Annotated in this window: 14 protein-coding genes; all 14 read left to right on the top strand. The window is 41.5% G+C overall.

The features are described 5' to 3' along the window. The first annotated feature begins 43 nt into the window (after positions 1–43). The 14 genes from rnpM to dapA all read left to right on the top strand — a co-directional run bounded on the left by rnpM (position 44) and on the right by dapA (position 14644). Positions 44–352 (top strand): RNase P modulator RnpM, encoded by a 309-nt coding sequence (rnpM, locus tag QCD85_RS00275; RefSeq protein WP_273616283.1) that lies wholly within the window; start codon positions 44–46, stop codon positions 350–352. After that, a complete protein-coding gene (locus QCD85_RS00270) occupies positions 345–686 on the top strand; it encodes a L7Ae/L30e/S12e/Gadd45 family ribosomal protein (RefSeq protein ID WP_204824537.1) in 342 nt (113 codons plus the stop codon). The genes rnpM and QCD85_RS00270 overlap by 8 nt, the downstream gene beginning before the upstream one ends. Continuing rightward, a complete protein-coding gene (gene infB, locus QCD85_RS00265; protein WP_273615803.1) occupies positions 661–3189 on the top strand; it encodes a translation initiation factor IF-2 in 2529 nt (842 codons plus the stop codon). Before QCD85_RS00270 ends, infB begins: the two co-directional genes overlap by 26 nt. 17 nt (positions 3190–3206) lie before the next feature. After that, positions 3207–3563, top strand: a complete 357-nt coding sequence (rbfA, locus tag QCD85_RS00260; RefSeq protein ID WP_273615804.1) for a 30S ribosome-binding factor RbfA — start codon at positions 3207–3209, stop codon at positions 3561–3563. A gap of 57 nt (positions 3564–3620) precedes the next feature. After that, positions 3621–4598 carry a DHH family phosphoesterase gene (locus QCD85_RS00255; RefSeq protein ID WP_301261323.1) on the top strand — a complete coding sequence of 326 codons (978 nt, stop codon included), beginning with the start codon at positions 3621–3623 and terminating at the stop codon, positions 4596–4598. After that, positions 4595–5536, top strand: coding sequence for a tRNA pseudouridine(55) synthase TruB (gene truB / locus QCD85_RS00250; RefSeq protein WP_301261322.1), 942 nt, complete (start codon positions 4595–4597; stop codon positions 5534–5536). The genes QCD85_RS00255 and truB overlap by 4 nt, the downstream gene beginning before the upstream one ends. Before the next feature lie 33 nt (positions 5537–5569). Continuing rightward, positions 5570–6520 carry a bifunctional riboflavin kinase/FAD synthetase gene (locus QCD85_RS00245; RefSeq protein WP_273615807.1) on the top strand — a complete coding sequence of 317 codons (951 nt, stop codon included), beginning with the start codon at positions 5570–5572 and terminating at the stop codon, positions 6518–6520. A 163-nt stretch (positions 6521–6683) separates the two neighbouring features. Further along, the gene (rpsO, locus tag QCD85_RS00240; RefSeq protein WP_273615808.1) at positions 6684–6953 is read left to right on the top strand and encodes a 30S ribosomal protein S15; all 270 of its coding nucleotides are present in this window, start codon (positions 6684–6686) and stop codon (positions 6951–6953) included. A 225-nt stretch (positions 6954–7178) separates the two neighbouring features. After that, positions 7179–9287 (top strand): polyribonucleotide nucleotidyltransferase, encoded by a 2109-nt coding sequence (gene pnp / locus QCD85_RS00235; RefSeq protein WP_273615809.1) that lies wholly within the window; start codon positions 7179–7181, stop codon positions 9285–9287. A 226-nt stretch (positions 9288–9513) separates the two neighbouring features. After that, positions 9514–10767 (top strand): M16 family metallopeptidase, encoded by a 1254-nt coding sequence (locus QCD85_RS00230; RefSeq protein WP_274170296.1) that lies wholly within the window; start codon positions 9514–9516, stop codon positions 10765–10767. Further along, positions 10751–11206, top strand: coding sequence for a dUTP diphosphatase (gene dut / locus QCD85_RS00225; RefSeq protein WP_373461953.1), 456 nt, complete (start codon positions 10751–10753; stop codon positions 11204–11206). Before QCD85_RS00230 ends, dut begins: the two co-directional genes overlap by 17 nt. A gap of 204 nt (positions 11207–11410) precedes the next feature. After that, positions 11411–12457, top strand: a complete 1047-nt coding sequence (locus tag QCD85_RS00220) for an aspartate-semialdehyde dehydrogenase (protein ID WP_273615812.1) — start codon at positions 11411–11413, stop codon at positions 12455–12457. Positions 12458–12475: 18 nt separating this feature from the next. Beyond that, on the top strand, positions 12476–13714 hold the full coding sequence (dapG, locus tag QCD85_RS00215; protein ID WP_301261321.1) for an aspartate kinase: 1239 nt from the start codon (positions 12476–12478) through the stop codon (positions 13712–13714). A gap of 51 nt (positions 13715–13765) precedes the next feature. After that, positions 13766–14644 (top strand): 4-hydroxy-tetrahydrodipicolinate synthase, encoded by an 879-nt coding sequence (dapA, locus tag QCD85_RS00210; RefSeq protein WP_301261320.1) that lies wholly within the window; start codon positions 13766–13768, stop codon positions 14642–14644. The last annotated feature ends 101 nt before the right edge of the window (positions 14645–14745 follow it).

Raw genomic sequence — 14745 nt, 5'->3', positions numbered from 1 at the left:
ATGATAACAATATGGGGAGTTCGAAGGGGGACATGAGATGATGATAAAAACCAAAAAAGTGCCACTGCGCAAATGTGTAGCTTGCCAGCAGATGATGCCGAAAAAAAGTCTAGTGCGTATTGTACGTACGCCAGACGATCAGGTAGAAATGGATTTGACCGGTAAAAAATCGGGACGTGGTGCGTATATTTGTGGCAACATGGCCTGTTTTCGTTTGGCACAAAAGAGTCGTGCGTTTGATCGCGCACTCAAAGCGCCTGTTAGTGCGGAAATATATGAGCAACTTGCCAACGAATTTAGCAACGTAGAAAACGATTTTTGTACAGTACAGGAAAGAGGCGCTAATGAATAACGAACTATCCCTACTCGGGCTTGCGATGCGAGCCGGCAAAGTGTTATCGGGAGACGAATTGGTTCTCAAAGCTATTCGTTCTCGCGAAGCCACCCTTGTCGTATTAGCTGGAGATGCTTCAGATAATACACAAAAAAAATTCCGTGATAAATGCGGAAGTTACACTATTCCGCTTCTTATTGGGTATGATCGTGATCAGCTCGGCTCAAGCATAGGTAAAGATGGGCGAGTCGTGTTGGCTCTAACCGACAAGGGTTTCGCAGAGTTATTCCGCAAACGAATGGGGAATTCCTCGGAGGTGGAATATATTGAGCACACAGGAGCAGAAGGATAAACTGAGAGTTTATGAATATGCGAAATCTCTCAATATGAGTAGTAAGGAAATCATTACGATCTTAAAAAGACTGGATGTACCGGTCAATAATCATATGAGTGTTATGGAAAATGATGCTGTATCCAAAGTGGAAAAGTTTTTTAAAGATATCAAATCCAATGCTGAGGATAAGCATGTCAATGCAACAACCAAAAACACGAGTGCGGATAGTACTCGTCCAAAAATTCAACAGGAAAAGCAGGTAGGTATGGATACGAAAACGCAGAACAACTCAAATAGTGGGAATAACAAACCCCAAAACGGTTCCTCTAACAGTAACCGTAGTAACTCGTCGTCTAGTCAATCAAGTAACCGTCCAAGTACGGGAAGCAATAACAGCAGTGCTAGAACATCTTCAACATCAGGACCAAGCAGCCGTCAACCAAGCAGCGCTTCTCGTCCACCATCTCAATCCAGCTCTCAAAACCGTCAACCTTCAGGTCAAGTAAGAAGTGCTGGTTCTACAGGCGGTAACAGCAGTACTAGCAGCAATGGTAACCGTAATGCTAGTGGCGGTGCTGGAAATGGTAATGCCGGTCCTAAACGCAACAACAGTACTGGTGGCGGTCAAGGCGGAGGCAATCGCTCCGGTGGTGGCGGTGGTAACCGTTATGGTAGCAACAACGGTAACCGTAACAATAACGGTCGTGGCGGTAAAGGTCGCGGCAAAAATCAATATAGCAACCAACCTCCTCGTGAGAAAATTGATAATACACCTAAGAAAATCATCGTTCGCGGTGAAATGACTGTTGGTGAAACAGCTAAATTGCTTCATAAAGATGCTTCAGAAGTTATCAAAAAGTTGATCACAAGTGGCGTAATGGCTACGATTAACCAAGAGCTTGATTTAGATACGATCCAGTTGCTTGCTAGCGACTATGGGGTAGAAGTCGAAATCAAAATCGCGGTTGAAGATGATCGTTTTGAAACGGTTGAAGAAGTCGATGATGAAGCTGATTTGAGCACACGTCCTCCAGTTGTAACGATCATGGGTCACGTCGATCATGGTAAAACAACATTGCTTGATGCGATTCGTTCTACCAATGTAACAGGTGGCGAAGCTGGTGGTATCACTCAGCATATCGGTGCATATCAAGTTGAAATCAACAAAAAGAAAATTACTTTCTTGGATACACCGGGTCACGAAGCGTTTACAGCTATGCGTGCTCGTGGTGCACAAGTAACAGATATTACAATTATCGTAGTTGCAGCAGATGATGGCGTTATGCCACAGACAGTAGAAGCGATTAACCATGCGAAAGCAGCGGGTCTTCCTATTATTGTTGCTGTAAACAAAATCGATAAACCAGGCGCTAACCCTGATAAAGTAAAACAAGAATTAACAGAGTATGAATTGGTACCGGAAGAGTGGGGTGGAGATACAATCTTCGTGAATGTATCTGCAAAACAACGTAATGGTATCGAAGACTTGCTTGAAATGATCTTGTTGGTTGCTGAAGTCAATGATTACAAAGCAAATCCTGACAAACGTGCTCGTGGTGCAGTTATTGAAGCTGAACTAGATAAAGGTCGCGGTCCAGTAGTTCGTGTCCTTGTTCAAAACGGTACGCTTAAAGTTGGAGATGCTTTTGTAGCAGGTAACTGCTTTGGACGTATTCGTGCAATGGTAAGTGATAAAGGTCGTCGCCTCAAAGAAGCAGGTCCTTCTACACCAGTAGAAATTACAGGTCTGACTGAAGTTCCTTTAGCTGGAGATCCGTTCATGGTGTTTGAAGATGAGCGTAAAGCTCGTTCAATCGCTGACAAACGTGCGATTACACATCGCCAGTCTGAATTGGGTGCGAACACTCGCGTAACATTGGATGATCTTTTCCAACATATCAAAGATGGTGAAATCAAAGATCTTAACGTTATTATCAAAGGTGACGTTCAAGGTTCGGTTGAAGCTCTTAAAGGTTCATTGGAAAAAATCGAAGTCGAAGGCGTTCGCGTCAAAATTATCCACCGTGGTGTAGGTGCGATTAACGATTCCGATATTATCCTTGCTGCTGCTTCTAATGCGATCGTTATCGGTTTTAACGTTCGTCCAGATAGCCAAGCAACACAAACAGCAGAACAAGAAAAAGTAGATATCCGTCTACATCGTGTTATCTATAATGCTATTGAAGAAATCGAGCAAGCTATGAAAGGCATGCTGGATCCAGAATATAAAGAAGTTGTTGTTGGTCACGCTGAAGTACGTAGCGTATTCAAAATCAGTAAAGTTGGAGCGATTGCAGGATGTATGGTTACTTCCGGTAAAATGGTCCGCGCTGCTGAAAGCCGTCTGATCCGCGATGGTATTGTTATCTTTGAAGGTAAACTTGATTCACTTAAACGTTTCAAAGACGATGCTAAAGAAGTGGCTCAAGGGTATGAATGTGGTATTACATTAGATGGCTACAATGACCTCAAAGAAGGCGACATTATCGAAGCATTCATAATGGAAACCGTAGAGCGCTAAGTGCGAGGTGAAAAAACATGGCTAAAATCCGAACAGGTAGAGTCGGAGAACAAATCAAAAAAGAATTAAGCTTGCTTATTCAAAGTGAAATGAAAGACCCGCGTATCGGTTTTGTAACGGTAACAGGTGTAGATGTCACTAATGATCTATCACAAGCTGAGGTATACCTTAGTGTGATGGGTGATGAAGAGCAAAAAGCAAATTCTTTAAAAGGTATCGAAAAAGCAACAGGATTCCTTCGTTCTGAATTGGGCAAACGTATCCGTTTGCGTCACACTCCTGAGTTGATTTTCAAAATCGACGAGTCGATTGCTTATGGCAGTCGTATCGAAGAACTTTTGGGTGAGATCAAAAAAGACGAAACGAACGAATAAGGATAAACACTTTTACAAGGATCAAGCCATATAGCTTGATCTTTAAAGGAGACGGCGATGCAGACCTATGAACAGGGGCTTCTGAATGCGAAAGCATTTATTGAGGAGCACGATGATTTTCTAGTGGTTTCGCATGTTCAGCCGGACGGAGACGCAGTCAGTTCCACTGTAGTAGTGGGCTGGCTTCTGTCTTGTCTAGGCAAAAAATTCACATTAGTGAATGAAGGACCGATTCCCAAAAGAATGCACTATTTAACTTTATCTGATCAGATTATTGATCAACAAGCAGATGGTAGTGAACGTCAATATCAACATGTTATTTGTGTAGATTGTGCAGATTTCAAACGTGTCGGTTTAGTTAGCCATTGGATGAGCGATGCAGCCTCTATTTTAAATATTGATCATCACCCAACCAATGATAATTATGGCGAAGTAAATCTGATCAAAGCAGATGCAGCCGCAACTGCTGAAATTTTATATGACTGGATTGAATGTTTTGATGTGAAATGGACGACAGAAGTAGCAGAAGCTATTTATACTGGTCTGTTAACAGATACAGGTGGATTCCGTTATTCTAGTACTTCTCCTAAAGTGATGGAGATTGCTTCACGATTACTTGATCTTGGTGTAAATGGACCTGATTTAGCAGAAACGTTGCTAGAAGAAGTGACTTTACCACAAGTAAAAGTATTAGGGATGGCATTATCGACATTACAATTGAGTGAAGATGGCAAAATTGCTCATGTCCATGTTACACCTGAACATATGATTATAGCTGGAGCCGATAATGAAGACTTAGAAGGTATTGTTAACTATCCTCGCAATATTCAAGGCGTCGAAGTTGGTATCTTTTTCAAAGTGATTGATGATCATGCTGTCAAAGCAAGTCTCCGTTCTGCAGGTAAAGTGAATGTGGCAGCCGTTGCTCAACATTTTGGCGGTGGAGGTCATATCAAAGCTGCAGGTTGCCGTTTGGAAGGTACTCTGGAAGAAGTTACAGCACAGGTGATCCAGCAGGTGAAGGAGTCATTATGAATGAATTTGATGGAGTGCTTGCGGTACATAAACCGGCGGGCTTTACGTCTCACGATGTAGTTGCCAAAGTTCGGCGTCTTGTAAGCATGAAAAGAATAGGGCATACCGGTACACTTGATCCAGCAGTAACAGGTGTATTACCATTATGTCTGGGACGATCTACGCGAATTGTTGAATATTTGCAAGAAATGCCCAAAGAATATGTAGCCACACTTCGATTAGGAATAGCTACAGATACCGAAGATATGACCGGTACGATTACGGAGCAGATTGACTCTGTAGACGTTTCGGAAGAGCAAGTACGTCATGTACTCGGACAAATGATTGGAACGATCTCTCAAGTACCACCTATGTACTCTGCTATCAAAGTAGACGGTAAACGTCTATACGAATTAGCACGAGAAGGCAAAACGATTGAACGCAAAGCAAGAGAAGTAACGATCTATGAATTAGAAATTATCGATTTCAAAGCAGGAGATCATCCTGAAGTTTCTTTTCGAGCATTATGTTCCAAAGGAACTTATATTCGTACGCTTTGTGTAGATATTGGACGTGCTTTACACGTACCTTCGGTGATGGTTGAATTGATCCGTACACAATCGGCTGGTATTTCACTCGATCAGTGTGTAACTTTTGAACAAATTGCAGAAGCTGTAGAACAAGGCGTATTAGAACAACATTTGATCCAGCCAGATCAAGCTATGTCTAATCTACCTTCTTATACAGTAGACGCTTCGGTATATAAGCATACATTACAGGGCAAACGTATCAGTATTGATGCTATTAAGCCACATGACGGATCTCAACTTCTATCTACTGATGAGACAACAGATTCGCCTGTATTTAAATTGTATGCACCAGATGGAATTTTTATCGGTATTTTTCGTCTGGAACAATCCGCACAAGAAATTGTACCTGTTAAAGTATTTTTACCGTAACGAATCCATTGTGGAATTGCAGGTGATATCGTAATGAATACAGTACATTTATCTTATCCATGGCCTGAAGATGTAGTGAAACATGCTTCCAAACCACAAGTACTTGTGATTGGACAGTTTGATGGATTGCATCTTGGACATGCAAGTGTGATTGATCATGGGATTCGTCTAGCTAGACGACTGGGTGTTCCTGCTTCAGTGATGACTTTCAATCCTCATCCTAAAGAAGTTATGGGAAAAGGCGATTATGAAGGCTATCTTACACCGCTAGCAATGAAAGAAGAATTGTTGCGTGCAATGGGTGTCGATACGTTATACATTGCTGAATTCAATCATGCTTTTTCACAGGTAACGCCGCTGCAATTTTATGAGCAAATGCTATGTCCGTTACAAGTGCATACGGTAGTAGTAGGCTTTGATTTCCACTTTGGTTATAAAGGGGAAGGGAATCCGGATCTACTCCGTACATTTGGCGAAAATGTATTGTCTGTAGAAACAGTTCCTGCCTTTTTGTTAGAGGGAGACAAAGTAAGCAGTTCAGCTATTCGTAGTGCATTGCGTGAAGGCAATGTTGCTCACGCGTATAAGCTATTGGGTCGTCCTTATCAGATTCGCGGAAAAGTCATTGATGGCGACAAGCGTGGACGGACGATTGGTTTCCCTACAGCTAATCTAGAACTGGATGGAAATTATGTTGTACCTTCTTCGGGTGTATATGCTGTGCGTGTTCTTGCTGAAGGAGCATGGCGTGCAGGCGTAATGAATATCGGGTACAAACCTACTTTCCAGACAGGAGAGACGAGACCTAGCTTTGAAGCGCATATTCTTGATTTTCAAGGTGATCTGTATGGTCAGCAACTAGCGGTAGAATTGATCGATTATATTCGTCCTGAGCAAAAATTTAGCGGGATTGAAGAATTAGTTACTCAAATTCGCAAAGATGCAGATCGTGCACGTTTCTTATTATCTAACCTTGAAGATTAATCATAAGAATACCGTTGATATTTAATATCGACTTATGCTATACTAATCAACGTTGTCATTCTAATAAATGACAGTCTTCAAAACCTTGGCTTGGTTATACGATCTCACCGTCGATAACGAGGCTAACGGTTATCATGAATTACACTATTAGGAGGTGAATAGGATGGCATTAACACAAGAACGCAAGCACCAATTGATCGAAGAGCACAGAACTCACGAATCCGATACAGGATCTGTTGAGGTGCAAGTCGCTATCCTTACTGAGAACATCGTGAACCTGCAAACGCATTTTCGCGCTCACAAGAAGGATCATCATTCCCGTCGCGGATTGTTGAAAATGGTTGGTCAACGTCGTAAGCTTTTGGCTTACATCAAAAAGACTGACGTTAAACGTTATAGTGCATTGATCGAAAAATTAGGTCTTCGTCGCTAAAATTAAACAGTATGTCCAAAGCAGCCTGGTTGTTCAGCCGTATGGTCTTTTCGGAGCCGACGGTGACGGCCGGGTTGCTTTTTGTAAGTAGAGGTAATTTAACTATTCTTATAAATATTGAAATGATAATAGTGATTTAGAGTCTAGCGGTGAGATTTCCTTGAAGCAGGGAATCATCACCTTTTTATAGAATACAAATAATGGACTTAAAAAAGGAGGAATTTCATGGAACAGCGAGTTGAAATGCAGCTCGGAGGAAGAACGCTGACATTTGAAACAGGTCGTTTAGCAAAACAAGCGAATGCAGCAGTTATGGTACGTTACGGTGATACAGCAGTACTATGTACAGTAACGGCATCATCAGGTCCTAAAGACTTAGACTTTTTCCCACTTACCGTAAACTACGAAGAAAAATTATATGCAGTAGGTAAAATTCCAGGCGGATTTATCAAACGTGAAGGTCGTCCAAGTGAGAAAGCAATCTTGGCAAGCCGTTTGACAGACCGTCCTATTCGTCCGTTATTCCCTGAAGGTTTCCGTAATGATGTTCAAATTGCTAACCTTGTAATGAGTGTAGAGCAAGATTGCGAGCCTCAAATTGCGGCAATGATCGGTACTTCAGCAGCATTAAGTATTTCAGATGTTCCTTTTAACGGTCCTGTAGGTAGCGTAGCAGTTGGACGCATCGATGGACAATTTATTGTGAACCCAACAGTTGCACAACAAGAAGTGAGTGACCTTTATCTTGTGGTTGCAGGAACAAGAGAAGCGATCATGATGGTTGAAGCAGAAGCTAACGAAATGCCAGAAGACGTTATGCTAGAAGCAATCATGTTCGGTCATGATGAAATTCAACATATCGTAGCAGCGATCGAAGAGCTAGTAAGCAAAGCAGGCAAACCGAAAATGGAAGTTAAACTTCATACGGTAGATAGCGATGTAAATACAGCAGTTCGTGAATATGCTCAAGCTCGTTTGGTTGATGCTGTACGTGTAGCTGAAAAACAAGCTCGTCAAGATGCTATTGATGAGATTAACGATGAAGCTGTAGCCTTTTTTGAGGAGAAGTACATAGAGACTCCTGACCTCATGAAAGACGTAAAAGAAATTTTACATGATATCGTAAAAGAAGAAGTACGTCGTCTAATCACTCACGAAAAAGTACGTCCAGATGGTCGTAGCTTAGCTGAAATTCGTGCAATTGAATGTGACGTAGACTTGTTACCAAGAACACACGGTTCAGGATTGTTTACTCGTGGACAGACTCAAGCATTGAGTATTTGTACATTGGGTGCTCTTGGAGACGGACAAATTTTGGATGGTATCGCGCCAGAATCTTCTAAACGCTTTATGCATCATTATAATTTCCCTCCATTTAGCGTAGGGGAAGCTCGTCCACTTCGTCCACCAGGTCGTCGTGAAATCGGTCACGGTGCTCTAGGCGAACGTGCACTAATGAAAGTTATTCCTTCTGAAAAAGAATTCCCTTATACAATTCGTCTTGTATCTGAAGTATTGGAATCTAACGGTTCTACATCACAAGCAAGTATTTGTGCAAGTACACTTGCGATGATGGATGCTGGTGTACCTATCAAAGCACCTGTAGCAGGGATTGCAATGGGTCTAATCAAAGATCAAGAGCACGTATCCATTCTAAGTGATATTCAAGGTATGGAAGATCATTTGGGAGATATGGACTTTAAAGTAGCAGGTACTGCTGAAGGCGTAACTGCGATTCAAATGGATATCAAAATTGACGGAATCAGTCGTCAAATTTTATCTGATGCATTATCCCAAGCACGTGAAGGACGTTTATTTATTCTTAGCAAAATGATGGAAATCATTCAAACGCCAAGAACAAGCCTTTCTGCTTATGCTCCGAAAATCATGATTATCAATATCAATCCAGACAAAATCCGCGATGTTATCGGACCGGGTGGTAAAATCATCAACAAAATTATTGATGAAACTGGCGTAAAAATTGATATCGAACAAGATGGTCGTGTGTTTATCGGTTCTTCTGATGAAGCAATGATCAAACAAGCTCAAACGATGATCGAAAACTTAGTACGTGAAGTGAAAGTTGGCGAAACGTATCTAGGCAAAGTAAAACGTATTGAGAAGTTCGGTGCATTTGTAGAAATTATTCCAGGTAAAGATGGACTGGTTCACATTTCTCAACTGTCTACAGAGCGTGTAGCTAACGTAGAAGATGTGATCGCTATCGGTGATTCGATTACTGTTAAAGTTACAGAAATTGATAATCAAGGTCGCGTAAATCTTTCTCGCAAAGCTGTACTTGTTGCTGAAGGAACAGCGAAAACACAATCGTAAGATCATCTATGGCTATTTACGTAGTAATGATTAAATAAAGTAAAACAATTCAAAGAGCCAGAAGATTTTATTCTGACTCTTTTTTTGTAGCATTTTATTTTCGTTATTGTGAAAAAATAGCGAGAAGTACATGGACTGATTAGACAAGGTGAAGAAAGCGAAGCCTTGAGCCGTTTTTAAAAGTCTGGTAGGATAGGTATGCATTTATCGAATGGGAGGCCCTCGCATGGAACGAGTTCAACTACACAATGGTCTACGAATAGTTATGGAAAAAATGCCGACCTTCCGTTCTGTCACAATTGGAATCTGGATCAAAACAGGTTCACGTTACGAAGATTTAGTGACCAATGGAATTTCACATTTTATCGAGCATATGTTATTTAAAGGAACAAAGCGGTTTGATGCGCAAAAGATAGCTGAAGTATTTGATGGTATCGGTGGCGATGTGAATGCTTTTACCGCCAAAGAATATACATGTTTTTATGCAAAAGTGTTAGATGAGCATTTATCGATAGCAGTTGATATTTTATCAGATATGTTTTTCCACTCTTTGCTGGATCCAGAAGAATTGAAAAAAGAAAAGAATGTCATTTTGGAAGAAATCTCGATGTATGAAGATGATCCAGATGATCTGGTACACGATCTAGTCACGATGTCTTCGTATGGCGATCATCCACTAGCTTATCCTATTTTGGGAACCGAAGAGCGACTTCATCCTATGGGTAGTGACGAGCTTAGAGCATACATGAAAGAACATTATACGATAGAAAATACAGTCATCAGTGTGGCGGGGAATATAGACGACAGTGTTATTCCTTTGCTGGAGAAACATTTTGGTGATTTTGATAATCATGGAACCAAGCAAGAGTTAAGTATACCTTCTTTTGCAGGTGGACAGATTTTTCATAAGAAAAAAACAGAACAAAATCATATCTGTATGAACTTCCCGGGTGGTAAAATAGATGATCCACGGTATTATGCTATGGTTCTTCTGAATAATACACTGGGTGGTGGAATGAGTTCCCGTCTTTTCCAGGAGATTCGTGAAAAAAGAGGATTGGCGTATTCTGTTTATTCTTATTATACGGCTCATGCAGATAGCGGACTGTTTACGATCTACGCAGGAACAGCACCGAAGCAGACCAAAGATGTTTTTGAATTGACACATGCACTTTTACATGATGTCAAAGTCAATGGCATTACTGAACAAGAGTTATATCAAGGAAAGCAACAATTGAAAGGCAGTCTCGTGCTAAGTCTGGAAAGTACAAGCAGTATTATGAATCGTTTGGGTAAAAACGAAATCATGCTTGGAAAGCACAATACTGTCGATCAGACATTGCAATATATTGAAGAAGTGACGATGGAAGATATTCGCTCAGTGATTGATGATATGTTTGCAGAGCCTTATGCGCTTGCAATGGTAGGTCATTCTGAACGAAGTCTTGCTCATGTTAGGAGAGATGAACTTGTCTATTAATGTTGAAATTATGGCTTTACCCGGAAGTGAAGGATTAGAATTACCTCGTAAAATGTCTGAACTTGCTTCTGGATTCGATCTGTATGCTGCGGTGACTGAGCCGATGGTGTTAGAACCCGGCAAAAGAGCATTAGTACCTACAGGATTGGCATTAGCAATGCCTGCTGGACTAGAAGCACAGATTCGTCCGCGTAGTGGACTTGCGTATAAGCATGGGATCACTTGTCTAAATACACCGGGTACGATTGATGCGGATTATCGCGGAGAGATCAAAGTGTTATTGATCAATCTAGGTGAAGAACCGTTTGCTATCGCTCGTGGTGAACGAATTGCGCAAATGGTATTCCAAATTGTACCTGAGGTAGATCTGATTGAAGTACAACAATTATCAGAAACGGTACGTGGTGCTGGTGGTTTTGGACATACAGGAACGAAGTAAAGCTTTACATGATTAAAATGTTTTTGCGAAAACAGTTGAAAGATATAACAGGGAATGATATTATTTCTACAATTATTGCAGAACACTGAAATTATAATCCAGTGCAAACTGGCTAAAAGTTGACGGTAGTCTTTGCGACTGCCGTTTACGTTTACATTCAGATGTAAATGGACTTTTTGAAATCGAAGGGGAGAGATATGCCAGATGTCTAATCAATCGTTTAATGTGGCTGTCGTAGGAGCGACAGGAGCAGTGGGTCAACAAATCGTAAGATTGCTTGAAGAACGAGATTTTCCGGTGAACACATTGAAGTTATTATCTTCTGCACGTTCCGCTGGGAAAAAGGTAATCTTTAAAGGGCAGGAAGTTACAGTAGAGGAAGCGACACCGGATAGTTTTGAAGGTGTACATATCGCTTTATTTAGCGCAGGAGGAGATATCAGTAAGGCACTCGCTCCTCACGCCGTCAGACATGGCGCTGTATGCATCGATAATACAAATGCATTCCGTATGGACCCTAATACCCCTCTTGTCGTTCCTGAGGTCAATAGCGACCGTATAGCAGATCATAACGGTATTATTGCGAACCCGAACTGTTCTACGATCCAGATGGTTGCAGCTCTGAAACCTCTTTATGATCGTTATGGTATCGATCGTATTATTGCTTCTACGTATCAAGCGGTATCTGGAGCAGGGAATCAGGCGATTGATGAGTTAAAACGTCAAAGCAAATCGGTGCTTGAAGGCGAAGAAGTGAATCCGGATATTTTGCCAGTAGGCTCATTACCGGTCAAACACCAAATCGCTTTCAATGCGATCCCGCAAATCGATAAATTTCAGGACAACGGATATACACTGGAAGAAATGAAAATGGTCAATGAGACCAAAAAAATTATGGAAGATGAGTCGATCCATGTTACAACAACATGTGTACGTATTCCTGTTGTCTATGGTCACTCTGAATCTGTCTATGTCGAATTAAAACAGGATTATGATCTAGATGAAGTGAAAGCTTTATTGCAAAATGCGCCAGGTATCACTTTAGTAGACGATCCGGCTAATCAAGCTTACCCGCTAGCTACAGACGCAGCAGGTAAAAATGATGTATTTGTAGGACGTTTACGTCGTGATCTAGGCCATGAACGTGGCTTGAATATGTGGATTGTATCTGACAACTTGCTTAAAGGTGCAGCTTGGAACGCCGTGCAAATTGCCGAGATTATTGCAGCAAAAACACCAGCAATTAGCTAACGGAGGCGCATAGTTATTATGTCTACTGTGGTAGAAAAGCAAAATATTTTAGTGCAAAAATTTGGAGGAACTTCGCTATCTACACCTGAAGCGAGAGTTCATGTACTTCGTCATATCAAACGCGAGCTTGCCGAGCAAGTCAAGCTCGTTATCGTTGTTTCAGCCATGGGACGTAGCGGAGATCCTTATGCTACAGATACATTACTTGAGAGCACTGTACTGAATGGCAGTATTCCTTCTCCACGTGAACGTGATTTGTTAATGGGTTGCGGAGAAATGATTTCGGCAGTGACGCTAAGTGGTATTTTGAATAGCGAAGGAATCGCTTCGATCGTTTTAACAGGAGCACAAGCTGGATTTATTACAGATGATAATTTTGGTAATGCCCGTATTCTTGCTGTCCGTCCAGATCGTGTGACACGCGAATTAGAAAGTGGCAAAGTAGTGATCGTTACCGGTTTTCAAGGGCAAAGCGAAGCAGGTGATCTAACAACACTTGGACGCGGCGGAAGTGATACTTCAGCTACAGCGCTTGGAGCAGCACTACATGCCGATATGGTTGATATTTATACCGATGTAAATGGTATCTTAACAGCTGATCCGCGTATTGTAGAAGATGCTAAGCCACTTGCCTATGTGAGCTATAATGAAATCTGTAATATGGCACATCAAGGTGCAAAAGTGATTCATCCGCGTGCAGTAGAAATTGCGATGCAAGCTCAAGTACCGGTACGTGTTCGTTCTACCTTTGGAGATACCGAAGGAACCCTTGTCACTCAATCGGAGCGTTTTGCAGATACACCTACAGGTGTCGTCGATCGTCTGGTAACAGGTATCGCTTATGTGAATAACGTTACACAGATTACGGTAGGCCAACAAGAAGGGGTAGAACATCTTCAATTGAAAGTGTTCCAAGCAATGGCTGAAAATAGTATCAGTGTCGATTTTATCAATGTAACGCCATTTGGAGCCGTATATACCGTATTTGATAGCGAAGCAGAACGTGCGCTTGCGGTATTGGAAGGAATGGGTCTGCAACCAACAGGATTATCAGGTTGCGCTAAAGTTTCTGTGATCGGTGGCGGAATTAATGGAGTGCCTGGAATTATGGCTCGTATCGTAGCTGCACTGACAGGGCAAAATATTCCTATATTGCAATCGGCTGATTCGAATACAACGATATGGGTGCTTGTGAAAAAAGAAGATATGGTGCAAGCGGTGCGTGCTCTGCATTCTCAATTCCAATTGCATCTATAATGTGCTGAATACAGGTCATCGGATAGCTCCGTATTTGAAGGAGGAAATAGAGTGGTAGACTTTGGAAGATTAATGACAGCGATGATTACCCCTTTTAATGAACAAGATGAGATTGATTGGGATGCTACAGCAAGATTAATCGATTATTTAATTGATGAGCAAAAATCAGAATCGTTAGTCGTATGCGGTACAACTGGTGAATCGCCTACACTAAGCGATGAAGAAAAATTACAAATGTTTGAATTTGCAGTTAAACATGCAGCAGGACGATGTAAAATTATTGCTGGTACAGGAAGCAACGAGACACGTCATTCGATTCATTTGACGCGTGAAGCATCCAAATTAGGCATAGATGGTGTACTAATTGTTGTTCCTTATTACAATAAACCTAATCAGGCTGGAATATATGCACATTTTAAAGTGATTGCAGAAGCAACAGACTTGCCTGTTATTATGTATAATGTACCTGGACGTACGATCACCAGTATGTCTGTAGCCACGACACTCAAGTTAGCAGAGATCCCTAATGTTGTAGGAACCAAAGAATGTGCATCACTTGAACAAGTGACACAGATTGTGGCTCATGCACCAAAAGGATTTCTCGTCTATTCAGGTGATGACTCTTCAGGATTGCCAGCACTTGCAGTAGGTGCTCATGGTATTATTAGTGTAGCTAGTCATGTGGTAGGAACAGAAATGACCGATATGATCGAAGCATATCTTGCCGGTCGTCCTGTAGAAGCAGCGAAGCTTAACCAAAAGCTGTTCCCTATTTTCAAAGGGCTATTTGAGAGCCCTGAGCCGCTTCCTAATCCATCTGCGGTTAAATATGAATTATCCAAACGTGGTTTTGGTAATGGTAACGTAAGATTGCCATTGTTGCCGCCTACAGAGCAAGAACAACAATTTATTGATCAATTGTTTGTATAAGTAAATCATGATTATAGGATAAATAGACAAGCTGCTCTCACTTTGGAGCAGCTTTTTTTATGAACATAGAACTATTTCTTATAAATACATAGCAAGTAGTC

The sequence above is a fragment of the Paenibacillus sp. PsM32 genome, from assembly GCF_030433815.1.
In the GTDB taxonomy this organism is placed as follows: Bacteria; Bacillota; Bacilli; order Paenibacillales; family Paenibacillaceae; genus Saccharibacillus; species Saccharibacillus kyungheensis.
This window is presented reverse-complemented; position numbering and strand designations above follow the sequence as displayed.

Excerpts from the sequence above, each read along its gene's own strand:
- dapG (WP_301261321.1), top strand. The coding sequence starts at position 12,476 with ATGTCTACTGTGGTAGAAAAGCAAAATATTTTAGTGCAAAAATTTGGA.
- QCD85_RS00220 (WP_273615812.1), top strand. The coding sequence starts at position 11,411 with ATGTCTAATCAATCGTTTAATGTGGCTGTCGTAGGAGCGACAGGAGCA.
- rpsO (WP_273615808.1), top strand. The coding sequence starts at position 6,684 with ATGGCATTAACACAAGAACGCAAGCACCAATTGATCGAAGAGCACAGA.
- QCD85_RS00245 (WP_273615807.1), top strand. The coding sequence starts at position 5,570 with ATGAATACAGTACATTTATCTTATCCATGGCCTGAAGATGTAGTGAAA.
- QCD85_RS00270 (WP_204824537.1), top strand. The coding sequence starts at position 345 with ATGAATAACGAACTATCCCTACTCGGGCTTGCGATGCGAGCCGGCAAA.
- dut (WP_373461953.1), top strand. The coding sequence starts at position 10,751 with ATGAACTTGTCTATTAATGTTGAAATTATGGCTTTACCCGGAAGTGAA.
- pnp (WP_273615809.1), top strand. The coding sequence starts at position 7,179 with ATGGAACAGCGAGTTGAAATGCAGCTCGGAGGAAGAACGCTGACATTT.
- truB (WP_301261322.1), top strand. The coding sequence starts at position 4,595 with ATGAATGAATTTGATGGAGTGCTTGCGGTACATAAACCGGCGGGCTTT.
- QCD85_RS00230 (WP_274170296.1), top strand. The coding sequence starts at position 9,514 with ATGGAACGAGTTCAACTACACAATGGTCTACGAATAGTTATGGAAAAA.
- QCD85_RS00255 (WP_301261323.1), top strand. The coding sequence starts at position 3,621 with ATGCAGACCTATGAACAGGGGCTTCTGAATGCGAAAGCATTTATTGAG.
- rbfA (WP_273615804.1), top strand. The coding sequence starts at position 3,207 with ATGGCTAAAATCCGAACAGGTAGAGTCGGAGAACAAATCAAAAAAGAA.